The sequence below is a fragment of the Mesorhizobium sp. M4B.F.Ca.ET.017.02.2.1 genome, from assembly GCF_003998955.1.
In the GTDB taxonomy this organism is placed as follows: Bacteria; Pseudomonadota; Alphaproteobacteria; order Rhizobiales; family Rhizobiaceae; genus Mesorhizobium; species Mesorhizobium abyssinicae.
On sequence record NZ_RZOF01000002.1, the window covers coordinates 22,049 to 43,893 of the forward strand.

Consider the following 21,845-nt stretch of genomic DNA (forward strand, 5'->3'; position numbering starts at 1 on the left):
TGCGTCCTTCAGAGCGGGCTGATAGCGCCGGTCCACATCTCGTAGACGGCCAGGATGGCGACAGCGACGAGGGCTGCAGCGACAGCAGCTTCCACAGGATGGAAGACACGCTGGTTGGTTTCGCGACGTGCCCAGACGTAGAGAATGATGCCGGGCGCATAAAGGATCGCGCACATGAACAGATATGCCGGTCCTGCCGCGTAGACGAGCCACAGGCCGTACACTGTCGCCAATATGCCAGCGAAAAGGGGGCCAGCGCGTTGCTCGCCATTCTCATAACTCTCTCCGGTCAATGCGAGCTTGGCCGCGTAGGCCCCGGAGAAGATGTAAGGTACGAGAATGGCTGCCGACGCGATATAGAACAGTGCCTGGTAGGTGCTCTGTGCGAACAGCGTGATAACCAGGAACGCCTGCACGAGCAGGTTGGTGATCAGGAGCGAGGTCGACGGCACGCCCCGCTCGCTCTCGTGGCCGAAGAACTTCGGCATCGTGCCGTCTTTGCCGGCAACGTGCGGAATTTCCGCGGCAAGCAGCGTCCAACTCAGGAACGCGCCGACCACGGACACAACAAGCGCGATGTTGATGAGGATGGCGCCCCACGGTCCGACAACCGCCTCCAGGACACCTGCCATGGAGGGGTTCTTCAACGCGGCGAGCTCAGTTTGGCTGAGGATGCCGAGCGACAGCAGCGAAACCAGCGCGTAGAGAGCGAGGCAGGTGAAGAATCCGAGAACAGTCGCCTTCGCGATGTCGCTGCGGCGTTCCGCACGGGCTGAAAATACGCTTGCTCCCTCGATGCCGATGAAGACCCACAGCGTCACCAGCATCGTGCTCTTCACCTGTGCGGCAATCGAGCCGAGACTGGCGTTGCCAAGCCCGCTGAAGTCGAGAGACCAGACCTGAAGCTTGAAAGCCACAGCGACGATCCCGACAAACAGCACCACAGGAGCAATCTTCGCCGCCGTGACGACCAAGTTGACGACTGCTGCCTGACGGATGCCTGCCAGAACCAGGACGTGGATCAGCCACAACAGGACAGACGCGCCGAGCACCGCCTGCCAGGTATTGCCGTCGCCGAAAGCTGGAAAGAAGTAGGACAAAGCGCTGAACACGATCACCGCATAGGAGACATTGCCGACCCAGGCGCTGATCCAGTAACCCCAGGCGCTGTTGAAGCCGATGAAGGGACCGAAGCCGGCCTTGGCGTAGGCGTAGGGACCCGCGTCGAGTTCTGGTCGCCTTACCGCGAGCGACTGATAGACGAAAACAAGCGCCAGCATCCCAACCGCGGTGATCGCCCAGCCAATCAGGATCGCAAGAGGGCCGGCGCCGGTCGCCATGTTCTGCGGCAGGCTGAACACGCCGGAGCCCACCATCGAGCCGATTACCAATGCGGTCAGGGAACCCAGTCGAAGCTTGGCAGAAGTCGTCGACGTGACTTTTCGGATCGGGATATCGATTCCAGCCGTAGCCATGATGCTCTCCCCAATTTGAAACTTTGATGGGGGATATTGAACAGGAAACAGGTCGGAGGCCTTGACGTGGGTCAAGTGGCAAATGGTTGGCGCGCGGCCGTAAAGCCCAACCGGCGGGCATTACCTGATGATCCGTCACGGCACCGATCTACACCCTCAAACTGGCTGGCAGTTGCACCGGCGCCGCTAATGAGTCGCGCCGATCAGTTTGATTTGGCGCAAGGACGGCGCGGGAGTCCGCGAACAGGATGACAATCAGGACGTAGAGCGCTTTCTGCCGCCGTCCTGAAGGAGGTTCGCCATGAAAACCATATTGAAGAGAATAGCGCTCGGGCTGGCTGCTGCAATGCTGATGGTCGGCGATCGCGGAGCCCAGGCTGCGACGCTTGTCCAGATTTCGCTGTGGGACAAGGGCGCGGAGGTGCAGATGCCGACGGGGATCGCCTATGCAGCGCCAGGACTCGATCTCACCAAGGCGACCATGGGTATCAAGGCTTCGCCGGGTGCGGTGAAGGCCGGAGAGGTCACATTCAAGGTGACCAACGACTCCAAAGACACCGTTCACGAAATGATAGTGATGTACCTCGCCGATCCCGGCAAGCCGCTTCCTTACCTCGAGGCAGAGAACAGGGTCGATGAAGACAGAGCTGGTGACAAGGGCGAGGTTTCTGAGCTTGATCCCGGCAAATCAGGCACATTGACCGTCGAACTGAAGGCAGGAAAATACCTGCTTATCTGCAACGTGCCTGGTCACTATGGCGCCGGCATGTGGGCCGAATTCACCGTCGATCCATAGGCCCTGAAGAAACGGCCCCTGTGGGGGGCAGAAATGTCCCGGTTTGCGGATCGCCATGCTATAGCCCTCGCTCCCCTAGCTTGCGCATCTGCCCGATCCACCTTGCTCTGGTCCTGTCGCTGGCGCCCGCGACCATCCCGAACAGGGTCTCCCGCACCGGTCTGATGCCGACAAAATGCAAGATGCTTCGCCGCATGCCGGCGATCCCGTGGCTGAAGAACCAAAGCCGGTAGAGAGCGGACGGCATGCCCATCGTTGCCACCACGCGAGCGGAGCGACCACGAAGCAACGTCCTGGCAAAGCCGCCGCCCTTGTCCGGGTAAGCAAAGGCGGTCCCCGGCCGCATGACCTGTTCCAGAAATGCCTTGAGCAAAGCCGGCATGGTCCCGAGCCAGAGTGGGAAGACAAACACGATATGCTCCGCCCAGACAATCGCTTCAGCGGCATGCTGGAGGCTGTTGGGGACGGCGCCGTGTTCGAATTCCTGCATTGTCCGCAGCACTGGAAAATCAATTGCCGCGATATCGATCCGGCGGACGCTGTGCTGTGCCTGCTCCGCCCCCTCGGCGTAGGCCTGCGCAAGAGAGCGACAGAGCCGGTCGGGGGATGGGTCGGGATGACCGACCACAATGAGGATGCGACGCGACATGGTCTGCACCTGGGAAGCCTGGCGTGGCGGTGTTACGGGCGCTCGACCCTTGCCACCTTGTAGGTGTGCATGGCTCCGTTGCGTTCGATCGAAACATATTCGCCTGTCACGAAGCGTTCGTCGCCAAGATGAAAACCGGTCTCGTCATCGCGATCGCCTTCGGCATAGTCGAAATACCATTGCCCGCCCGGCTTGCGGCGGAGGCGGCCGATCAAGTCGTCCTCGCCAGTGCAAAAACGGCGCACGCGGCAGGCGGCCCGGTGCGATTTCCATTCTTCCGCGTCAATCCTGCCTTCGCTGGTTAAGGGAGCAAGTACATCATAGCCTTCCTCGCGATCCCCTTCCGGGTGACCCTTCTCGCGAGCAAGCAGCAACCGCACATGGCGGAATTTCGGGGTGAGGTCCTGCAAACTGGTCATCGCGAACTCCTTTGATGTGATCCATAGCGCGGCCACGGGTGCCAGCCTTGATCCGTGTCAAAGGAGAGTTCTCGTTAGGGCACAAGCATGGTGAAACAGCCTGCTGCCGCTGCGACCAGCGTGATGCCAGCCAGAGGCAGCCAGAACCTCACTGGACCAGCAAATGCCGCCAGCGACAGGCGGCCGATCGCGTTTGCAGTGAGTGCTGTCAGCACCGCCAGGCCGACGGCTTCAACGGAGACCGAATGCTTCACCAAACGCAATGCGCTCAGCACTGAAACGTCGACATCGAACATTCCCGCAAGCGCTGAGCTCGCCAGCAACCCGTGTCCGCCGAACTGAGCTGCCAACGCGGCGCTTGCGGTCGAAACGATCGCGAAAAGCATGGCAAACAGCAGCAGTGGGCCCAGCTCAAATGGATTGCGCGCCGGGGTGCCCTTTTCTGGATCCCGGCCATGGTTGGTCAGCAGGAAAATTCCGCATAGGGCGAATGCGACCGACGCGGCAAGGGCCGGCATGCCGACCGTGGCCAATAGGCTTGGCTCGATGGCCAGAACTACAGTGCAAACGCGCAAAATCGAAACCATCGCGGCAAGCGAAGCCGCGCCCGCGAGCGGCAGAGGATTGGCGGCAGAAGCGGCACTGCGAGCAAGGGTCATGGTCACCGCGGTGGAGGAGACGACCGCACCGGCGAGCGAACTGACGAGCAGGCCGCGCGTACCACCGAGGACGCGGATGGCCACATAGCCGGCGAACGATATCGAGGCCATCAGCACTGTGAGGAACCAGACCTCCCAAGGGTTGAACCCACCCCATGGGTCCATCGTGCGATTTGGCAGCAACGGCAGAACGATCGCGGTCATCACCGCAAGCATCAAGGCCGAACGAAGTTCAATCCAGGTCAGACGCCGCAAGAGACCGTGCAGGATTTCGCGACTTGCAAGGACGGCCGCGAGAGCTGCCCCGCCAGCCGCCGCGGCCCGATAGTCACCGGCGACCGAAAGCGCACCAAGCGCGAAGACGCCTAGGCCGGCGATGACGCTCGTAACGCTGAAATCCTCGTCGTGGGCCGCCTCGCGTGCCTTGTACCAGGCGAAGATTGCCGCAAAGGCGATGAACCCGCCGACCAGAACGGATACAGCGCCAAGCGCGTTGGCCAGAGCTGTCACAATGCCGCCGAGTAGGCCTGATATGCCGAACGTCCGAATTCCGGCCGTCCGGCTGCGATCGGGTGCATCGCGCTCCCGCCAGCCGCGCTCCAATCCGACGAGTAGACCTATTGCCAAGGCGAGTCCGAGCCGGGCTATGAGCGTATCCATGAGGTTGCGGCTCTCAGGCTGTGGCCATCGGCAGGTGGTCGCGAACCCACCTGACGATTTGCCTAGCACTCATCGCGCCGGAGACGCGCGCAACCTCTTGCCCGCCGTGGAACAGGATCATGGTCGGGATGCCGCGGATACCAAGCCTGGCAGCGACGGCTTGTTCCCTGTCCGAATTCAGCTTGATCAGCCGGACATGCGGCTCCAGTTCCTGCGCTGCCGCTTCATAGGCCGGTGCCATCATCTTGCACGGGCCGCACCAGGGTGCCCAGATATCGACGACAACGGGCAGATTGCTTCGCGTGATCTGTCGATCAAAAACCTGGGCATCGACGTCCTCAGGATGACCAGAAAACAGCCTGTTCCCGCACTTTCCGCATTTCGCAGCCTTGGCATCGCGGATTGCCGGCAGGCGATTGACCCCGCCGCATTTGCTGCAAACCGCCAAATCCTGCTGCGTCATGGTGCTATCCATCCATCCGCTTCGTATCATCGGTCATCGGCGTCCGAGATGTCCATTGCCCAGGGCGCGTAGCGCATTCAGGATTACCGCCACGTCGATCCCCTCTTGCAGCAGTGCTCCGGCAACCGGAGTGATCTGTCCCATGGCCGCCGCTGCCATTGCCATCCCCGAAAGCGCCAGCCCGACGATGATGCTTTGCAGGGCAATCGTCCGTGTTCGCCGGGCAATCCCGACAGCCTCGGCGACTGGCTGCAGCCTGTCGGTCAAAACGACAATGTCTGCGGCTGCGGAAGAGGCGGTAGCGCCGCGGGCGCCCAAGGCGATGCCGACCGTTGCGGCGGCGAGGGCAGGGGCATCGTTGATGCCGTCGCCCACCATCATTGTCGGTGCCAGGGCCTTCTCGGCTTCGACCGTCGCAACCTTTTTCGCCGGAGTTGCATCGGCGATGACGGCATCGAGGCCAAGCAATGCCGACACTCGCTCTGCCGCGGCGCCGTCATCGCCGGTGAGCATGACCATACGCTCGATGCCGGCGGAGCGGAGGGTGCCGAGCGCATCGCGAGCATCCGCACGCAGGGCATCTCCGAAGGTGAATACGCCGGCAAGGCGCCCGTCGAACGCCACGAAGACCCTGAGCACGGGCTCGTTCCGGTATTGCTCCTCACCGCATAGCGTCCAGCGGGGCAGCGGCCTGCCGGCGAGCACCAGCATTCGCGATCCTGCAAGGACCGATACATTGCCAACCTGCCCTTTCAAGCCCGCTCCGCGATATTCATGGACGCCATGCGGATGTGAAAGCATCAGCTGTCTGCCGCGGGCCGCGCGGATAATCGAGTCGGCGAGCACATGGTGCGAGGCCTGCTCCAACGATGCCAATGACTGCAGCAACTGGTCAGCTTCGTCGCCGGGTGCAACGTCGATCTCGACGAGCTCGGCGCCACCGATGGTCAAGGTCCCGGTCTTGTCGAAAATCGCGGTGCGCGCCTGCGCGAGGGCTTCTAATGCCGCACTGCCCTTCATCAAGATGCCGGCACGCGCGGCGCGCGAAACGCCGCCAATGAAGGCGACAGGGGCTGCAAGGATGAGCGGACAAGGCGTCGCGACAACGAGAACCGCAAGCGCCCTGATCGGATCGCCGGAAGCATACCATGCGGTACCCGAGACCAGTAGGGTGGCTGGCAACAGGAACAGGGCAAAGCGGTCGGCCATGCGGATGAACGGCGCTTTCGCAGTCTGCGCCGCGGCGACCATGCGCACGATCGCCGCATAGGTACTCTGTTCAGCCAGAGCGGAAGCCCGCATGCTGAAGGGCTCGCCGGCATTGAGGGTGCCGCTGCGCAGCGCATCGCCGGCGCTTCGCCGTACCGGCAGCGGCTCTCCTGTTACCGCCGACTCGTCAATAGACGCCGAAGCATCGAGCAGGATCCCATCGACAGGCAACAATTCGCCGGCTCGCACCAGTAGTTCTTCGCCGACGGAAACCTGATCCACGGAGATCGTATCTGTAATTTGTGCCGACTTTCGATGTGCGACGCGCGGCGCCCGGTCGGTCAGGGCCTTAAGGTTCCGTTCGGCCCGACCGCGGGCAAAATCCTCGAGCACTGTGCCGCCAGCATACATTATCGCCACCACAACTGCGGCCAAGGGCTGGTCCAGGAGCAGTGCCGCGGACATTGAGACCAGCGCGATCGCATCGACACCGAAACGGCCGATCCAGAAGTCGCGCAAGATGGAAATGGCGAGTGCCACCACTACGGGCAAGGTCGCCACCGTCCAGACCGTGCCTGCCTCGATGGATCCAAAGCCGAATTGCCTGATCCATAACCCGATGGCCAGGCCCAGGATGGCGATGACCAGCAATGCGCGTCGCAGGGCGGACTCGTTCATGCGATGCTTTCCGATTTTATCTAAGGCACCGGAGGTCGCGAAGCCGGGTCTTCGCCTATCCGGTCTCGCTCGATCAACGGGGGAGCGCCGGCCACCAGGTTTCAGCGTGCCACCTCACGCGGATGCTGGCCCGCTCTGTCGCGATCATGTGGTGAAGCGCAGCCCTGTGCCGCCTCATGCAAACGATTAGTCGCCGTCGTTTAACGGAAAGAAGTGGACCACCTTTAACGTGATCGGGACGTCGTAGCCCTCGATCAGGACCGTGGCCCACTGGTCACCTAGATCGTCCTGCCAGGTGTCGGTGACACGGCACCTCACGGCCAGATCCATGCCAACCTCGATCTTGTCCGTTCTCTTCGCCATCACCTTATCCTTTCAGCGGTTCGTAGACGGCTTCCGCTGAACTCTATGCTTGCCGATCTTGTGGGCCTTGATTTTGGTCAACCGCCAGAGGTTCCGGTTTGCGCCGCGATCACCTTTCGCGCCCTGAGGCGACCTGGGGCGACCTGGTGCCAGTCGCATTGCGGGCAGTCGTCTGGGGCAACCGGCCGCGGCAGAACCCCCGCAGTTGAAAGTGACAACCGAAGGCGACTTTGATCCAACGCAATGAACGGGCAAGATCGACCGGCAACTATCGCCACGAACGGAGAAATAGGGGTGACGATCCGAAATCTCGAACATGCTTTCGCCCCGAAGTCGGTTGCCGTGTTCGGCGCATCGGTGCGCGACGGCTCTGTCGGTCGTGTCGTCTTCGACAACATCGTCAACGGCGGCTTCGAGGGCGAGATCTGGCCGGTCAATCCGAAATATTCGCAAGTGGCTGGGCGACGCTGCTATGCGACAGCGGCCGAATTGCCGGGCGTTCCGGATCTGGGGGTAGTCGTCACGCCACCAGAGACGGTCCCCGGTATCGTGCGCGACCTCGGGCAGAAGGGGACACGAGCGGCAGTCGTCCTGACTGCGGGGCTTACGCGCGAAAACGGTTTGCGCCAGGCGATGCTTGATGCCGCCAGGCCCACACTCTTACGCATCATAGGGCCGAATACGGTTGGTCTGATGATCCCGCCCAAAAAGCTCAACGCCGGTTTCGCGCATATGGCAGCCAGACCCGGCAACATTGCCCTGTTGTCGCAATCCGGCGCCATTGCCACTTCGCTGATCGACTGGGCGGCGGACAACAATATCGGCTTCTCGCAAATCGTCTCGCTGGGCGACATGGCGGATGTCGATGTTGGAGATTGCCTCGACATGCTGGCTGGCGACGCGCGCACGAGGGCCATCGTTATGTATCTCGAAACCGTACCCAATCCGCGCAAGTTCATGTCTGCGGCACGGGCGGCCGCACGCATCAAGCCGGTCATCGCGATAAAGCCGGGTCGGCATGAGTTGGCGGCAAAGGCCGCGGCGACGCACACCGGCGCACTTTCAGGAGCCGATCGGGTCGTGGAGGCAGCTCTCCGGCGGGCGGGCATCTTGCGCGTGAAAGGTCTCGCTGAATTGTTCGATGCCGCTGAAACGATCGCCCGCTTCTCGCCTCTGGAACGAGCCCGTGTCGGTATCGTCACCAATGGCGGTGGCGCAGGCGTGCTCGCCGTCGACCAACTCGTCGACGGCAATGGCGAGCTGGCCGAGCTTTCGCAGACAACGATCGAGCGATTGAACGACGTGTTGCCGCGCACATGGTCGCACGCCAATCCGGTGGACATCGTCGGCGATGCGGCGCCCGAGCGCTACAAGGCTGCGGTCGAAGCCGTCGCGGCAGACCCTGGAACTGACGTCGTCCTGGTGATGAACTGCCCGACGGGACTTGGCTCGCCGCTCGCGGCGGCAGGTGCGGTGGCCGAACTTGCCAAGGCAGGCAGGATCTGCGGAAAGCCGGTATTGGGCTGCTGGCTGGGAGAACGCACGGCGCGCGAGGGCCGGCGTGTCCTGCAGGGTGCCGGAGTGGCCAGCTTCGAGACGCCTGCAGACGCCGCGATCGCCGTTTCCTACCTCAGCGACTGGTCGCAAGCTCAGCGGGCGCTGCTGCGCACGCCATCGAGCCGCCGCGAGGATACAGTCGGCGGCCGCGACACCGTGCTTGCCATATTCAGACAAGTGGCGAGCGAGCGACGGCGCATGCTGACGGAGCCGGAGGCCAAGGCCGTTATTTCCGCCTATGGCATTGCCGTGCCCGAGACGATCGTCGCCAGATCTCCTGCCGAGGTAGAGGCGGCTGCCAGACACCTGCTCAAAACGTCCGAACTTGTCGTCGTCAAGCTGTGGTCGAAGGCAATTTCGCATAAGTCGGACATTGGCGGGGTAGTGCTCAATATTGCCGCCGCCTCTGTCGCTAGGGACGCCGCAACCGCGATCCGGGCCCGGTTGCGCAAGCAGGCTCCGATAGCCACTGTTGAAGGCTATGCCGTCCAGCCCATGGTGGTGCGAAGATACGCCCAGGAACTCATCCTCGGCGTGAGCCGGGATCCGATCTTCGGTCCGGTCATCCTGTTCGGCTCCGGCGGAGTGGCGGTCGAGGTGCTGGATGACACAGCGATCGCCTTGCCGCCACTCGACGATGTTCTCGCGGGCGACCTGATCGAACACACGCGGATCAGCCGGCTGCTTGCCGGTTATCGCGGTCGCCAACCGGCCGATCGTGGGGCAATCATCGCCGCGCTCAACGGGCTGTCGCAAATGGTCGTCGATTTTCCATGTCTCGTCTCAATGGACATCAACCCGCTGCTGGCTGATGCCGACGGCGTGATCGCGCTCGATGCCCGCATCGAGATCGATCCAGAACGCGTGGAGCAGCCAGCGCCAAACCCGGCGCTCGCAATAAGGCCCTACCCATCAAGCTGGAGCAGGGATTTTTCCGCGGACGGCGCCCGCTATCATATCCGGCCGATAAAGCCGGCCGACATTGTGCTCTATCCCGAATTCCTGGCGAGGATTTCGCCGGACGATCTGCGCCTGCGGTTCCTATCCCCGCGCAGGAACTTCCCGGACCAGATGCTCAAGCGGTTGACCCAACTCGACTATGACCGTGATATCGCTTTCGTCGCGCTGGAGGCGGGCACCGGCGCGCTGGCCGGGGTCGGCCGGCTTTCCTGCGATCCTGACCATAGGGTCGGAGAATATGCGTTGTTGGTCCGTACGGACCTGCAGGGCCACGGCCTTGGCTGGGAACTGCTCAGGCAGATCATCCACTATGCCAGGGCAGACAAGATCAACCGAATCGAAGGTATAATGCTTAGCGAAAACAGCAAGATGTTGGCTATGTGTCGCGAATTCGGCTTCTCCATCGCGCACCACCCCGACCAGGCAGGCCTGTCGTTGGCAACCTTGGAGGTCGGCTGAACGCGATAGCTTCTTCTTACGATGCTTCCTTCAAAGAGACGCTCCGAGAAGAGGAAGAAGCAGATAGCAAGCAATCCAGCAATTCAGCGGTGATGTCGGTGAGCTTTCGATCGGCCTCGACCCTGCGCCAGGTGGTCTGAGCTTCGCGACGCTGCAATTGCCGGGAGAGTATGTCGACAGTGGCGTCGGAAGGGCCACCCTTGCGCTCACTCACGCGCTGCCAGAGAACGAGCGCGTCCGCCGCCAACCAAAATCCGGCAAACGCGATGCCCCGCTCACGGGCGACCTTCTCAATCCGGTCACGGTCTATCTCTCGGTCGAATACGGCATCAGTGACAACGCAACCGCCTTGGGAAAGGATCAATTCGCTGCGCCATACCATTTGGCGATAGACTCGTTCCGACACGCCCGGTCGATAGGCCCTGTCCGGCAACGTCGTTTCGGCGGGCACCCCATGCATGGCTTTACGGATGCGGTCGCTCTCGACAATGCGCGCGCCAGGCGGCGCGCCGACATAGGGGGCGAGCGCCTCGGCGACGGTCGTCTTGCCGGAGCCGCTCAGGCCGCCGATCGCGATCAGCCGCGGAGGCTCGCTTCTGAGCAGAGTTCGGGCGAGTTCGAAATACGACCTGGCCTCGGCAACCAGCCTCTCGGAGTCGGAGCTGCCTTCCTCTACCTGCGTTGCAGTGACATGCGCGCGCACCGCGGCTCGCACCGCCATGAAAAAAGGCAGCAGGATGAACCCGTCCTCGTCGTCGGCTTCGTCTAGGTAGCGGTTCATCACCAGATTGGCGAATTCCGGAAAGCCCCGGTGCCAGAGGTCCATCAACAGGAAGGCGAGGTCGTAGAGTACATCGATGCCGGCTATCTTGTCATTGAATTCGATGCAGTCGAAGAGCCGGGGCCCGCCGTCGAACAGGCAGATATTGCGCAGATGCAGATCGCCGTGGCAGCGGCGGATCTTGCCCGCGGCCTCTCGCCGGTCGAGGAGGGCGGAATGGCGGGCGAGGGCGATACGAAAGGCCTCGGTGAACTGCTCAATCTCGTCTGTTTGAAAGACATGGCTGGTAGCAAAGCCGGCCGCGTTGATGTCGATCACGTCAGCGAGGTTCGATGACCCGCTGCCTGTGTGGATCTCCGACGCGCCGCGATGGTATCGCGCAATCATGCCCGCGACCGTCGTCAGCAGCGCGGGCGTCAGTTGGCCTGCGACCGCCATTCGATCGAGAAGCTTCGACTGGTCGAAGCGCACCATTTCGATTGCGGCATCAACCAGCTCTCCGGCTCCGTCGAACGCGAGCCTGCCGTCGATCCCTCGCGTGATCCGTCGCACACCCGCATAAAGGCCCGGCGCGGTCTTCGAATTGAGCTCCACTTCCTTCTCGCAGGCGGTGAGGCGGAGGGCAGGCGTCGAGAAATCGACATAGGGCAGCTTGACCGCTCGCTTGAGCTTGAAGGCGTGTCGGCCGACCAGGAAGATGCGCGAGATATGGGTTTCAACCACTTCCACTGGTCCGGTCTCGCCATATGTGGCGGGATCGAGCAGCAGCGCGCCCGCGGCTTCCTGCCTTTCAACGATCATTGCATGGCTCCTCTGCGCGGTGCCCGCGAGAACGTTCCACCTGGCGTCTATCGCTGCAGTGTCTGGACGTAGCCTGCCAGGTTGTGGATCCGTTCCGTGGTGACGATTTCTCCGGCGCTTGGCCCGTATTTCCTGACGTCATCGGGCAGGAATTGGCGGCCCCAGACCGGCATATCGCGCTCGCCATGTTCGGGCACCATGGTGCGGCCGTCGATCATGGCAAAGACGCGCCAATACGGAAATTCGCCACCATTGTTTTTCGAGAGACGCGTCAGGTCGGCCGGGCGCTTCATCAGTTCGTCGCCCAAGGGGCCGTCGCCTTTGCCATCGAGACCATGGCAGACCGCGCAGGAGTTCAGGTATTCCGCCTGGCCGTAGCTCATTTCCTGCGCAGTTGACGCATTGAAGGCCAGGCTTGTGGAAACTGCAGCGATCAGGAGCTTCATCTTCGTGTCCACCGATTGATCGGTTGAAGCTTACGCCTTCGGCGCGCGTCGCAGTTGATCGGGATCAATTGAGGCGCCGCAGATGATCTTTGATTCAGCTCAATGAACGCCGCGACCCATCTCGTTACGGTTGCAGGTGCAATTGAAGCCAAACTCAGCGGTCAGGAGCAGCTGCGATGTCATTCAAAACGATACTCACAGTCACGGAGCCGGGCATGAGTGACGTCGATCTGGAACTCGCTGCCGGCCTGTGCGAGCAGGTCAGTGCGCACCTCGCTGTTCTCGTGGTGACGCTCGCCGCGCCGCCGCCGGTAGGAGAGTTCGCAGTGGTCGTCTCAGAAGACTGGCTGAAGGAGCGCCAGGCAGATGAGAAACTCCTGAAGAAGAGAACAGCGGTCGTGGCGGCCTTCCTTGCTGGCCGCGCGCTTTCCGCCGATACCGTCAGCGCATATCCGGAAGCCGGCTGGGCCGACGAGACCATCGGTCGTCGCGCCCGGTATGCCGATATCACCATTGTGGGACCGGAAGTGCTTGCCGGCGAGACGCTGAAAAGCAAAGTGGTCGAGGGCGCGCTATTTTCTTCCGGAAAGCCTTTGCTGCTCATCCCCAAGGGTTCTAGGCCGACGCTGAAGCCGAAATGCGTAATGGTTGCGTGGGATACCCGCCTGGAGTCATCGCGCGCCGTTCGCGAGTCGCTCGACATGCTGATCGGCGCCGACGAGGTGCATCTCGCCCTGGTCGATCCTGTCGAGGGCGAAACCCATCACGGGGCGGAACCTGGTGCCGATGCCGCAGCCTATCTTGCCCGGCACGGCGTCAAAGTCACGGTCGACCGTCTGCCGAGTGCGAACCACTCTGTCGCTGACGTTCTTCGCCAGCACGCAGTCGATTGTGGCGCCGAGCTGTTGGTGATGGGCGCATACGGTCATTCGCGGTTGCGTGAACGGATTTTCGGCGGCGTCACCAAATCGATGCTCGAAGGCCCGTCCCTGCCAACCCTTCTGGCGCGCTGATCAACGAAAACACTTGGACCGGCCCGTTTCTGCGGTCGGCCAGGGCTATTGACGCCTCTCCACCGGGCCACCATCGCCAAGGGTGTCGGACGGGTGGACGACAACGGCAGCGCCGGGCTTCAGACCCGTCAGCACCTCGGCGACATCGTCATTCATGTGCCCGACCTGCACTTCCACTTGCCTAGCGCGACCACCGTCAGCGACAAAGACGTTCCACCGGTCGCCGTTTCTGAACAGCGCGCCGATCGGCACCTGCAGGCATTGGGCGCACGCCCAGACTGTCATTTCGACAAAGACCCGATATCCGTGGCCGAGCCGGACGTCGGTGTCTTCCAGATCCAGAACGACCGTAACCCTCTGCTCCTCGATGCCAAGCGCGGAAACCTTGGTGAATGCCGCTGGATCGACGCGTCTCACCGTCGCACGCAACCCATGATCGCCGCCCCAATCGCTGATCTTAGCCCCTGTCCAAGGGGCAATGCGAACGGCATCACTTGAAAGGAGGTCGACAGCGATTTCCAGATCGTGGACGTTGCCGATCTCGGCGATCTTGGCGCCAGCCGCTACCGCTTGCTCGCTCCTTGCCATGACGGCAAGAACCGTTCCGTCGATGGGTGCGAGAAGGTTGACGCAGCAGCTGTCACCGGTCGGGTCCGACGGATCGGGCTGCAGCAGGCGAGCCTCTGCGTTGGCAAGTTCGGCGTTTCTGAGCCGGATGACTGCTTTCGCCGCATCCACCGCGGCTTTCCGCACGTCGACTTCGTTGGTGAGCTTCTGCAAAGCGCTCTCCGAGACAAAGCCGGATCCGAACAGTTTGAGCGCGCGGACCAATTCGTCCTCGGCAAGCTTCAAAGCCGATTGCGCGCGCTGCAATTCGACCTCTGCAACACCGACACCAGCGCGCGCTGCATCGCGGCTGGCGAGCAATTCGGCTTCCGCCCGCCGGTCGATCAGTGGTGGGTCGAGCGGATGGATGGCAGCGACAACAGTATTGTTCGCCTTCACCACATCACCCTCGTTGACCACCGTGCGCGTCAGATGGCCCGCAATCGGCGCCGATACTGTGTAGACGTTGCGCACCCGCGTCATTCCTTCCTCTCGGACCGTGACTCGCATCGGCGCTGCGGCAACTTCAGCCAAATCCACCAGCGTTGGCTGCTCGCGCAAAGCCCAGCCGAAACCTGCAATCAACACAAGCGCGACAAGCGCGAGTCCGAGGCGTTTCATCCAGATCGACTTCATCGGACTAATCCCTTGTCTTGAGGACACGCACGAGATCCAGTCGGTCGATGCGACGCCGCACAATCAGTGCCGACAGCGTGGCCACTGCGAGCACGACCAGGCTGGCAAGCGCGAAAGTCGAACGGTTGACCACGAACGGTATGCGGAAGAGATCGCTTTCGAAGCCCCTGACCACCGACCACGAGAAGAGATAGCCGAGCATCCAGCCAAGAGGCTGCGCCAGAGCCACGATGGCTGCCAGTTCTATGAGCAGGACGCTCGAAACCTCGCTTCTGGTGAAGCCGAGCACGCGCAAGCCGGCGAGTTCTCGGGCGCGCTCGGAAAGCTGAATGCGGGCCGAGTTGTAGACAACGCCGAAGGCAATGATGACGGCAAGCGCCGTGTAGACGGTGGTCATGATTGTGATGTTCTCTCCAATCGTCTCACGGAAGCGCTGACGCGATATGCCCTGCAGCGCGATCGAGGCGATAGCCGGCGTTTGTTTGACGGCGCTGTAGAGGTCGCCGAGGCGTGCCGGATCGATAGCTACCCTGACCCCGGAAATGCGTGGTCCGCCGCCAACCAGCCGGTCGAGTGCCTCGGTCCGCATGTAGACGGCGAGCCCGACATAGCTCTGGACAATGCTGGTCACGGGAACGCGGACCATTTGATGCGCCCGTTCGAGCAGTTCGACCTCCGCCAAATCTCCAATTCGCAGGTCGAGTAGCGATGCGACCCTTTCGGATAGCGTGAGGCCGGCCGGTGGCGGATCGATCGGAGCGAGATCGAGATCGAGAACCCTGGCGAGATCAGCCTTTGGCGGAACACTGGAGATCACCAGCCGGCGCTCGCGATGGCCGTGGCGCAGGATCACAGCCGTTGCCCGGAACGGTTCGGCGCGCAGCACGCCAGGCATGGCGGCGACCGACTGCAGGGCGCGTGTTGATTGCTCCACACCGAATGACAAGGTCGCGTCCTGCCGCTCGGCACGGAAGAAAACCGTGTCGACCATGAACGCTATGGAATCGAAGGAGAACAGCGCAGTGACCAGCAGAGCGACGGCGAGTGAGGTCCCCAACGCCGTCAGCAAGGAGCGCAAAGGCCAGCGCAGCAGATGTCTGAACGCCATGATGGTCAATTGCGAAAACGCCGAAAGGAGACGGCCTTCGCCCGTGAGGAAGCTCTGGTATCGAGCCGGTGCAGGTGGTCGCCGGCGGAAGCGTGATGACGCTCCAGATCGCCCGTGCCGCGCCTAACAGGGCCGCCAGTGCGCTTGTGGTGGCGGCGACGGCATAGAGGTCGAGACTTTGCTGGAAGATGAGGAAGGGAAAGGAGAAGAACCGCGCATAAAGCGTGGTGAGGCCGTGGCCTAGCCAATTGCCGGCACCCGCGCCAATAGCGATGCCGATCGACGCGATCACCAGCGTCAGCTTTCCATAGTGCCAGCCGATTGCCCCCGATCCGTATCCAACGGCCTTCATCAACCCGATCTGTTCGCGCTCGAGCACGATCAACCGTGACAGGATCATGTTGACCAGGAAGGCGGACACAAAGAGGAACACCGGGGGGATGACGGTGGCCATTGCACGGAGCTGGATCAGCTCATTGTCGAGAAATGCATGGGATATCTGGTCGGTGCGCCCATGCGTCCCGGTTCCTCCATATGGCTTCAGGATACGATCGACTGCGTCCTCGACCGCCTGGATGCCGGCACTGCGCTGGGTGCGCATGGCGACATCGTTGAATGCGCCATCCATGTCAAAGATGCCGGCAAGTACGGTTCGGGGCATGAAGAAGACGCCGAAGCGCCGCGGGTCTGGCACCATGTCGCCAGGGCCGAGCGCGTAGATGTATTCGGGTGTAAGTACGATGCCCGTGACGGAAAGCGTCCGCTTGCGGCCGTTCAGGATGGCATCGAACGTGCTTCCGGGCGCCATGCGGCGCGCGGTCGCGAAACGCTCGGTCACCGCTACCTCGCCGGGCCGTCCGGATTCGGGCAGCCGGCCGTTGCGCAGGTAAAGTCTGTTGACAGCAGGCTCGCCGCGATCGGGGATGGAGACGGCAATGGCGGTTGCCGGCTCCGCCATGCCAGGCATGTCCAGCAAAACCGGCTTGACGATACGCAATTCGATGCCGCTTATCCCCGCGATCGATGCGATGCGCTCGCGAAGATGCAGCGGCGCGCGCGTCAGCCCGGAAAAGACGGTGGCAAACCTGTAGCGGTCGTAGAATGCGTTGCGGGTTTGCTCCAGCGAGCGATAGCCGCCGACGGCGATGACGATCGTCGCGACGCCGCATGCCATGACAAGCGCAATGGCGAGGACTTGCGCCCACATTCGCAGCAGATCGCGCAGAAGTTTGCGATCGAGAACCGACACGACGCTACCAACTCACTTCGGCGGGCCGTGCCCGCTGGTCGTTGATGGCGACATCGGCAATGCGACCGTCCCTGAAAGTGAAGACGCGATGCGCGATCTGCCGGATACCGGCATTGTGGGTGATGATGGCCATCGTCGTCTTCATCTCCTCGTTGATCCGCGACAGCGCCTCCAGGACCAGAACGCCCGTCTTCGAATCCAGGGCGCCGGTGGGCTCGTCGCACAGCATCACTTCCGGCCGCTTGGCGATTGCCCGGGCAATCGCCACCCTTTGCTGCTCGCCGCCGGAGAGCTGGGCGGGGAAATGCGTCAGGCGGTCCTTGAGCCCGACCATCTCCAGCGCCTCCTCGGGTTCCATCGGATTGGACGAAATCTCTGTGACCAGCGCGACGTTTTCCCAAGCGGTCAGGCTCGGGATCAGATTGTAGAACTGGAACACGAAGCCGACGTGAGCGCGCCGGAAGCGGGTGAACTGCCTCTCTGAGAAGGTGGTCAGATCCTGGTCGCGAAAGTGCACCTCGCCTGCGGTCGCGCGATCAAGCCCGCCCATAATGTTGAGCAGAGTCGACTTTCCGCTGCCCGATGGCCCAAGCAGGACGGCGATCTCTCCCTCGTACAGATCCAGATCGACGCCACGCAGGGCGAACACCTCGATCTCGCCGGCGTGGTAAACCTTGGTCACCCCATGGGCAGAAAAAATCGGAGTTTGCATGCCTTGCGGTCCTGTGGAACGCATCGACTGTTGTGGCATTCGCGGCCGGGCACCTTGACGCTCATCAAACAGTGCCTTCTCGGGGCGGCTTACTCGCTCGCCGCCCGGCCTGACACCTGCTCGATGAGGATCCGGAAGAAAACGTGCGGCGCACTGTCGGAGGCGGGAGGAATGACCGGTTTGAGCGCACCCGGTTCCCACCAATCGGGGTGCTTGCTCAACACCGACCATGCATGATCGCGCGGGAGCTGATCACGTAGTTCTTCATAACGGCCGTCGACAATTACGCTTCTCCATCCTCGCCCTTGGCCGTGTTCGTCCACCTGGACCGACACAAGAGGGTTGGTTCGCATCCAGTCAATCTTCTTGCCGGGCATGGAAAATGCATAGAGATGATTGTCCGCATGGGCGTAGTAGAACGGTACGACGTAGGGCTGTCCGTCTTTTGCGCAAGCCAGATGGCCGACACGATTGGCCGTGAGCAATTTCGTGCATTCCAAGGTAGAGAGTGTGCGGACCAGCATGGACCGACCTCCTACTTTTCTGCGACTGTTTCGCGCCGCTGTTTCTTTGTCGCGATGATCTGTTTTTGCTTCCCGCGCTGCCTGGCACTTTGCGACCGGGCCGCTTTGTCCATCGCGGAGACGACGTCTCCGTCGGACAGCTGCCGGAAGCCGAGATAGTGTTGACTGAGAGCATGAAAATGCGCCGGTTGACTGAGGCAAACAATCCAATCCGCTTCGCAGGCAAGCTCAGCCAAGGTGTCCGGGGGCGCCACGGGAACGGCCACGACGACCTCTCGAGGCGAGCGTCTTTTGAGGGCACGGATCGCGACCTTCATCGTCGTGCCGGTCGCGACGCCGTCGTCGACGATGATTGCGGTCTTTCCAGCGATCGACAACGGCGGATGTTTTCCGCGATAGGCAAGCCGCCGGCGCTCCATCTCGGGCCGCTCTCTGGCGATCAAAGTGCGAAGTTGGTCATCGTCTAGCGAGTAGGCTTCGACGATGTCTCGATTGAGCACGACATCCGGAGGATTGCCATCGACGATCGCCGCAACAGCCAGTTCGGGGTTCCCCGGCGCTCCCACCTTGCGCACGATAATCAGGTCAAGTGGGGCCCTGAGGGCCTTGGCCACTTCTGCGGCGACAGGAACGCCGCCCCGCGGCAATGCCAGCACGACAGGCTGATGCAGCCGGAGCTTCTCCAGTTCGATGCCGAGCTTTTGTCCGGCTTCCTGACGGTCGCGAAACATCGGTCAACCTTCCGGCCACAGATGACGGAGCGACGTCTTCATCGAATTGCGAACCTGCACGATCTCGCCATGCGAAATGTGACGGTCGAGGAGCTTGAAGACCGCTTTGATCGCCGTATCGATATCGACGCCCGGTTCGTAGCCAAAGCTGTCCCTGACGCTGATGACGAAGTCGCGCTTCTTTCGTTCCGACACGGGTGCGTCCGACGGCTTCCAGCCTTCGAAATAGACACCCCTGATAAGCGTTGGCAGCTGAGCGGAAAGGTCGGCCATTTCCTCCGGCGACAGCCAGTTCCGCAACGTGTGAAGGACGGATTTCAGAAACCGGTATGCGTTCCGTTCATTCCAGCCCAAGTCCCGGGCGAGCTCGCTCACCCATTGCTGCGCCTGCTCGGCCGAGTGGGTAAGACTTGCAGTCGAAGTGTGGATCATCAGGGAACTCCTTCATCTCCATACGGGCATGTTAATGCATAAGAAGACTCTCGCATTGAGCCGCATCAAGTTGCCGGCGAAAAGCTGAGTATGTTCCCCTTTTATAATGGGATGATCTTCCTACTCTGCCGTCCTTCCTTGACGTTGGCGGGTGAAGGGTTGACCTGCCTGATCCGATGTCATGCTGACCCCGTTGCCACCTCCCTCCCGTTGCGCGCTCATCTTTGTCGATATCGATGATCGAACCTGCCGAGACTGCATCGCCAGGCCATCCATGCAGCGAATGAAGTTGTCCGCAATGGTCTCGGACGGAGCAGGCAGGATCTTGTAGGTCCTCATTTCGGCACCCGGTTCCGAGCGGGAGAAACTCAACTCATAGTTTCCGGCAAGCACGGCGTTGAGGAAGGGAGCGGCAAACTCGGCGTTCTGCGTCGTCGCCATTATCGTACCGTCATCATAGGTTTCGTAGTTCAACTGGCCCAGCGAACTGAAGGTCGCGGAATTGAAGTTCGCGTTCGCAATCTGCGCGAGGTCGGCTCGTTCGACTGCCACAATGTCGGCCACACCCATGAGAAAGCCGGCCAGCACCGCCCCGTCGGCCTTGGTGTATCCGCCAAGCGTTATGAACTTGACGAGTTCGCGCGATGGCGGGCTGCTGACATCGAGGATGATCTCGCAAACCCTGGCCTCTTCGGTCTCTTCGGTCCTGTTGCCGTAGACAACTTCCGTTGGAAAGATCGTCGAGCCAGATGCATGGGTCATGCCGGGCGCAGCCAGTGCCGCCAGAAAGCCCAGAAGTCGAAACACGACGAGGTTGCGCCAGATTCCTGCGCAGATTGCCCGCATCGGCGGCTCGCACGATGGATATCCCACTCCGCTCTCTATGGCCATGTCTCCTTCAGCGAATGGAGACTATCTGAACATCATTCCATGCCCGAAGCCGCCCGACAGCCCCATGCCCATCATCGGCAGGACGATCTCGTCGGCTGCCTTCTTCTGCTGGTCGCTCAGCGTCGCGTACAGTTTCTCAACCGCCGCCCTGATCGATTTCACCTGTTCGAGGCGTGCTTCGAGATGGGTTTGCTGGTAGGCGAGCCGCTCGGGCAACGGCTTCTTCAGGAAGTCACCGTCATGAAATTCCTGCATCATACCGCGCATCAACTCGTTGTGTGCCTCGGCCGTGCTACGGATGACGCCGGCAAGCTCATCCCAGGCCGGCGCCTGTTCGTCCGTGATTTTCAGTTCCGTCTTGAGGAAAGCAACTCGTCCGTCAATGCGATCGAGCATCTCGTCTGAGTCAAAGCCGCCCATCGGGCCGCCCATGCCCCATTGGCCCATCATCATTCGACTCATGCCCCAGCGGGGCCACCAGCCGGAATCATCGTCGGCACCGGCCATTGCAGGCGCCACTGAGGCGGCCAGCATGAGTCCCGCTGCCAGAATACTGGGCAAAGTGCGCATCAGAGCCTCCTTCAGGCGAGCTACTCCATTTGCCCACAAGCCATATGATTGGGGATGCCGGCATTGATCTCGGTCAAAAAGAGCTAGGCCCGGAGCGCTCTCGAGAGTAAAATATGCCAAGTTTCCATGCGTTGAGGCATGTCATGGACCGCTATATCGCGCGCGCCAATATTGCGCATTTCGCGGATCTTCTTCGATATGAGGTGGACGCCGAGCGACGCCGCGTGATCGAGGACTTGCTGGCGCAGGAGCGCCAGAAGTTGGAGATTGCTGAAGCAAAAGCGCGTAAGCAGACCCATGCCGCCAATCCGGCCGAAGGCAGTGAACTTCCGGTTCGAATGGACGAGCAGAGACGGCGACGCCCTGCTTGAACGGCGCCGGTGTCGATTGCTATGCCCATCGCCTCAAACGCCGGCTGGGCGTTGAGCGGTGACCGAACTTCATATCAAGCGGCCTTGACTGTGATCTTCTTCTCGGCCTTCTGGGCTTCCGCGGTCTTGGGCAGCTTCACCGTCAGCACGCCCTTGGCGAAGGTCGCATCGATCTTGTCGGCGTCGACGCCTTCAGGCAGCTGGAACGACCGCTGGAAGGAACCATAGCGACGCTCGGAGAGATAGTAGTCGTTGTCCTTCTCTTCCTTTTCCTCCTTCTTCTCGCCTTTGAGCGTCAGTATGCGATTGGCGAGCTTGATCTCGACGTTCTTCTCGTCGATGCCGGGCAATTCGACTGTGATCTCATACTCCTTGTCCTTCTCGACGAGATCCATCGCCGGCGCGACCAGCCAGTCCGCATTGCGCAGCGCCGGCAGTTCGCGACCAAAGAGGGAGCGTGTCGAAGGCAGGCGAAAGTCGAACGGATGAAAATCGTCGAAGAGCCGGTCGATTTCACGCCGCAGGCTTTCGAACGGACCAGTCCAGTTGCCGGCTGGGGCCGGCGCAGTGCTCTTTTCTGTTTTGACAGGCAGTTTGGTGGCAGCTTCGGCCATGGGTCTTCTCCTT

The 21,845-nt window shown here is 61.6% G+C and carries 23 protein-coding genes; 4 read left to right on the top strand and 19 right to left on the bottom strand.

All coding sequences use genetic code 11. From position 1 onward, the window contains the following. Window positions 1-8: 8 nt before the first annotated feature. Entirely contained in the window at window positions 9-1,475 is a 1,467-nt protein-coding gene (gene arcD / locus EN738_RS00610) for an arginine-ornithine antiporter (protein ID WP_127282007.1), read from the bottom strand. 301 nt (window positions 1,476-1,776) lie between these two features. Here arcD and EN738_RS00615 point away from each other — a divergent pair, with 301 nt between their 5' ends. Continuing rightward, window positions 1,777-2,271 carry a sulfocyanin-like copper-binding protein gene (locus tag EN738_RS00615; protein ID WP_127282008.1) on the top strand — a complete coding sequence of 165 codons (495 nt, stop codon included), beginning with the start codon at window positions 1,777-1,779 and terminating at the stop codon, window positions 2,269-2,271. Between the two features lie 58 nt (window positions 2,272-2,329). On the opposite strand, the gene EN738_RS00620 is transcribed toward EN738_RS00615, so the two are convergent. The 6 genes from EN738_RS00620 to EN738_RS35250 form a co-directional block, all read right to left on the bottom strand. Next, window positions 2,330-2,920, bottom strand: coding sequence for an NAD(P)H-dependent oxidoreductase (locus EN738_RS00620; protein WP_127282009.1), 591 nt, complete (start codon window positions 2,918-2,920; stop codon window positions 2,330-2,332). 32 nt (window positions 2,921-2,952) lie between these two features. Then, window positions 2,953-3,339 carry a hypothetical protein gene (locus EN738_RS00625; RefSeq protein WP_127282046.1) on the bottom strand — a complete coding sequence of 129 codons (387 nt, stop codon included), beginning with the start codon at window positions 3,337-3,339 and terminating at the stop codon, window positions 2,953-2,955. Between the two features lie 74 nt (window positions 3,340-3,413). After that, complete coding sequence (locus EN738_RS00630) at window positions 3,414-4,658, bottom strand: MgtC/SapB family protein (protein WP_127282010.1); 1,245 nt, start codon at window positions 4,656-4,658, stop codon at window positions 3,414-3,416. 13 nt (window positions 4,659-4,671) lie between these two features. Next, a complete protein-coding gene (gene trxC / locus EN738_RS00635; RefSeq protein WP_127282011.1) occupies window positions 4,672-5,121 on the bottom strand; it encodes a thioredoxin TrxC in 450 nt (149 codons plus the stop codon). Window positions 5,122-5,154: 33 nt separating this feature from the next. Then, window positions 5,155-7,008 carry a heavy metal translocating P-type ATPase gene (locus EN738_RS00640; protein WP_127282012.1) on the bottom strand — a complete coding sequence of 618 codons (1,854 nt, stop codon included), beginning with the start codon at window positions 7,006-7,008 and terminating at the stop codon, window positions 5,155-5,157. Window positions 7,009-7,194: 186 nt separating this feature from the next. Beyond that, window positions 7,195-7,371 carry a hypothetical protein gene (locus tag EN738_RS35250; RefSeq protein ID WP_189556338.1) on the bottom strand — a complete coding sequence of 59 codons (177 nt, stop codon included), beginning with the start codon at window positions 7,369-7,371 and terminating at the stop codon, window positions 7,195-7,197. A gap of 294 nt (window positions 7,372-7,665) precedes the next feature. On the opposite strand from EN738_RS35250, the gene EN738_RS00645 reads away from it, so the two are divergent. Next, window positions 7,666-10,347 (top strand): bifunctional acetate--CoA ligase family protein/GNAT family N-acetyltransferase, encoded by a 2,682-nt coding sequence (locus EN738_RS00645; protein WP_127282013.1) that lies wholly within the window; start codon window positions 7,666-7,668, stop codon window positions 10,345-10,347. A gap of 16 nt (window positions 10,348-10,363) precedes the next feature. Here the strand turns inward: EN738_RS00645 and EN738_RS00650 are convergent, their stop codons facing one another. Together EN738_RS00650 and EN738_RS00655 are read right to left on the bottom strand one after the other, a co-directional pair. Then, window positions 10,364-11,929, bottom strand: coding sequence for a bifunctional aminoglycoside phosphotransferase/ATP-binding protein (locus EN738_RS00650; RefSeq protein WP_127282014.1), 1,566 nt, complete (start codon window positions 11,927-11,929; stop codon window positions 10,364-10,366). Between the two features lie 47 nt (window positions 11,930-11,976). Next, window positions 11,977-12,375 carry a cytochrome c gene (locus EN738_RS00655; protein ID WP_127282015.1) on the bottom strand — a complete coding sequence of 133 codons (399 nt, stop codon included), beginning with the start codon at window positions 12,373-12,375 and terminating at the stop codon, window positions 11,977-11,979. Window positions 12,376-12,551: 176 nt separating this feature from the next. Between EN738_RS00655 and EN738_RS00660 the strand changes: the two genes are divergently transcribed. Further along, a complete protein-coding gene (locus tag EN738_RS00660) occupies window positions 12,552-13,388 on the top strand; it encodes a universal stress protein (protein ID WP_127282016.1) in 837 nt (278 codons plus the stop codon). Window positions 13,389-13,433: 45 nt separating this feature from the next. Here EN738_RS00660 and EN738_RS00665 read toward each other — a convergent pair whose 3' ends face one another. The 9 genes from EN738_RS00665 to EN738_RS00700 form a co-directional block, all read right to left on the bottom strand. After that, the gene (locus EN738_RS00665; RefSeq protein ID WP_127282017.1) at window positions 13,434-14,630 is read right to left on the bottom strand and encodes an HlyD family efflux transporter periplasmic adaptor subunit; all 1,197 of its coding nucleotides are present in this window, start codon (window positions 14,628-14,630) and stop codon (window positions 13,434-13,436) included. Window positions 14,631-14,634: 4 nt separating this feature from the next. Then, on the bottom strand, window positions 14,635-15,483 hold the full coding sequence (locus tag EN738_RS36865; protein ID WP_348629068.1) for an ABC transporter permease: 849 nt from the start codon (window positions 15,481-15,483) through the stop codon (window positions 14,635-14,637). Continuing rightward, on the bottom strand, window positions 15,419-16,987 hold the full coding sequence (locus EN738_RS00670; RefSeq protein WP_348629069.1) for an FtsX-like permease family protein: 1,569 nt from the start codon (window positions 16,985-16,987) through the stop codon (window positions 15,419-15,421). Before EN738_RS00670 ends, EN738_RS36865 begins: the two co-directional genes overlap by 65 nt. A 4-nt stretch (window positions 16,988-16,991) precedes the next feature. Further along, a complete protein-coding gene (locus EN738_RS00675; protein ID WP_189556340.1) occupies window positions 16,992-17,699 on the bottom strand; it encodes an ABC transporter ATP-binding protein in 708 nt (235 codons plus the stop codon). Window positions 17,700-17,788: 89 nt separating this feature from the next. Continuing rightward, window positions 17,789-18,223 (bottom strand): pyridoxamine 5'-phosphate oxidase family protein, encoded by a 435-nt coding sequence (locus EN738_RS00680; protein ID WP_127282018.1) that lies wholly within the window; start codon window positions 18,221-18,223, stop codon window positions 17,789-17,791. Between the two features lie 11 nt (window positions 18,224-18,234). Next, entirely contained in the window at window positions 18,235-18,954 is a 720-nt protein-coding gene (locus EN738_RS00685; RefSeq protein WP_127282019.1) for a phosphoribosyltransferase family protein, read from the bottom strand. 3 nt (window positions 18,955-18,957) lie between these two features. Further along, window positions 18,958-19,386: a DUF2267 domain-containing protein gene (locus tag EN738_RS00690; RefSeq protein WP_127282020.1), complete on the bottom strand. Its 429-nt coding sequence runs from the start codon at window positions 19,384-19,386 to the stop codon at window positions 18,958-18,960. A gap of 120 nt (window positions 19,387-19,506) precedes the next feature. Continuing rightward, window positions 19,507-20,277: a hypothetical protein gene (locus EN738_RS00695; RefSeq protein WP_245494274.1), complete on the bottom strand. Its 771-nt coding sequence runs from the start codon at window positions 20,275-20,277 to the stop codon at window positions 19,507-19,509. A gap of 21 nt (window positions 20,278-20,298) precedes the next feature. Beyond that, entirely contained in the window at window positions 20,299-20,847 is a 549-nt protein-coding gene (locus EN738_RS00700) for a Spy/CpxP family protein refolding chaperone (RefSeq protein WP_245478241.1), read from the bottom strand. A 143-nt stretch (window positions 20,848-20,990) separates the two neighbouring features. Here EN738_RS00700 and EN738_RS00705 point away from each other — a divergent pair, with 143 nt between their 5' ends. After that, the gene (locus EN738_RS00705) at window positions 20,991-21,218 is read left to right on the top strand and encodes a hypothetical protein (protein WP_127282021.1); all 228 of its coding nucleotides are present in this window, start codon (window positions 20,991-20,993) and stop codon (window positions 21,216-21,218) included. A 74-nt stretch (window positions 21,219-21,292) separates the two neighbouring features. Here EN738_RS00705 and EN738_RS00710 read toward each other — a convergent pair whose 3' ends face one another. Next, complete coding sequence (locus tag EN738_RS00710; protein ID WP_127282022.1) at window positions 21,293-21,832, bottom strand: Hsp20/alpha crystallin family protein; 540 nt, start codon at window positions 21,830-21,832, stop codon at window positions 21,293-21,295. Between the last annotated feature and the right edge of the window lie 13 nt (window positions 21,833-21,845).

Coding starts and splice junctions, on each gene's coding strand:
- trxC (WP_127282011.1), bottom strand. CDS start 5,121: ATGACGCAGCAGGATTTGGCGGTTTGCAGCAAATGCGGCGGGGTCAAT.
- EN738_RS00680 (WP_127282018.1), bottom strand. CDS start 18,223: ATGCTGGTCCGCACACTCTCTACCTTGGAATGCACGAAATTGCTCACG.
- arcD (WP_127282007.1), bottom strand. CDS start 1,475: ATGGCTACGGCTGGAATCGATATCCCGATCCGAAAAGTCACGTCGACG.
- EN738_RS00650 (WP_127282014.1), bottom strand. CDS start 11,929: ATGATCGTTGAAAGGCAGGAAGCCGCGGGCGCGCTGCTGCTCGATCCC.
- EN738_RS00615 (WP_127282008.1), top strand. CDS start 1,777: ATGAAAACCATATTGAAGAGAATAGCGCTCGGGCTGGCTGCTGCAATG.
- EN738_RS00695 (WP_245494274.1), bottom strand. CDS start 20,277: ATGGCCATAGAGAGCGGAGTGGGATATCCATCGTGCGAGCCGCCGATG.
- EN738_RS00630 (WP_127282010.1), bottom strand. CDS start 4,658: ATGGATACGCTCATAGCCCGGCTCGGACTCGCCTTGGCAATAGGTCTA.
- EN738_RS00685 (WP_127282019.1), bottom strand. CDS start 18,954: ATGTTTCGCGACCGTCAGGAAGCCGGACAAAAGCTCGGCATCGAACTG.
- EN738_RS00700 (WP_245478241.1), bottom strand. CDS start 20,847: ATGCGCACTTTGCCCAGTATTCTGGCAGCGGGACTCATGCTGGCCGCC.
- EN738_RS00690 (WP_127282020.1), bottom strand. CDS start 19,386: ATGATCCACACTTCGACTGCAAGTCTTACCCACTCGGCCGAGCAGGCG.
- EN738_RS00705 (WP_127282021.1), top strand. CDS start 20,991: ATGGACCGCTATATCGCGCGCGCCAATATTGCGCATTTCGCGGATCTT.
- EN738_RS00665 (WP_127282017.1), bottom strand. CDS start 14,630: ATGAAGTCGATCTGGATGAAACGCCTCGGACTCGCGCTTGTCGCGCTT.
- EN738_RS00620 (WP_127282009.1), bottom strand. CDS start 2,920: ATGTCGCGTCGCATCCTCATTGTGGTCGGTCATCCCGACCCATCCCCC.
- EN738_RS00660 (WP_127282016.1), top strand. CDS start 12,552: ATGTCATTCAAAACGATACTCACAGTCACGGAGCCGGGCATGAGTGAC.
- EN738_RS00655 (WP_127282015.1), bottom strand. CDS start 12,375: ATGAAGCTCCTGATCGCTGCAGTTTCCACAAGCCTGGCCTTCAATGCG.
- EN738_RS00640 (WP_127282012.1), bottom strand. CDS start 7,008: ATGAACGAGTCCGCCCTGCGACGCGCATTGCTGGTCATCGCCATCCTG.
- EN738_RS00710 (WP_127282022.1), bottom strand. CDS start 21,832: ATGGCCGAAGCTGCCACCAAACTGCCTGTCAAAACAGAAAAGAGCACT.
- EN738_RS35250 (WP_189556338.1), bottom strand. CDS start 7,371: ATGGCGAAGAGAACGGACAAGATCGAGGTTGGCATGGATCTGGCCGTG.
- EN738_RS00675 (WP_189556340.1), bottom strand. CDS start 17,699: ATGCAAACTCCGATTTTTTCTGCCCATGGGGTGACCAAGGTTTACCAC.
- EN738_RS00625 (WP_127282046.1), bottom strand. CDS start 3,339: ATGACCAGTTTGCAGGACCTCACCCCGAAATTCCGCCATGTGCGGTTG.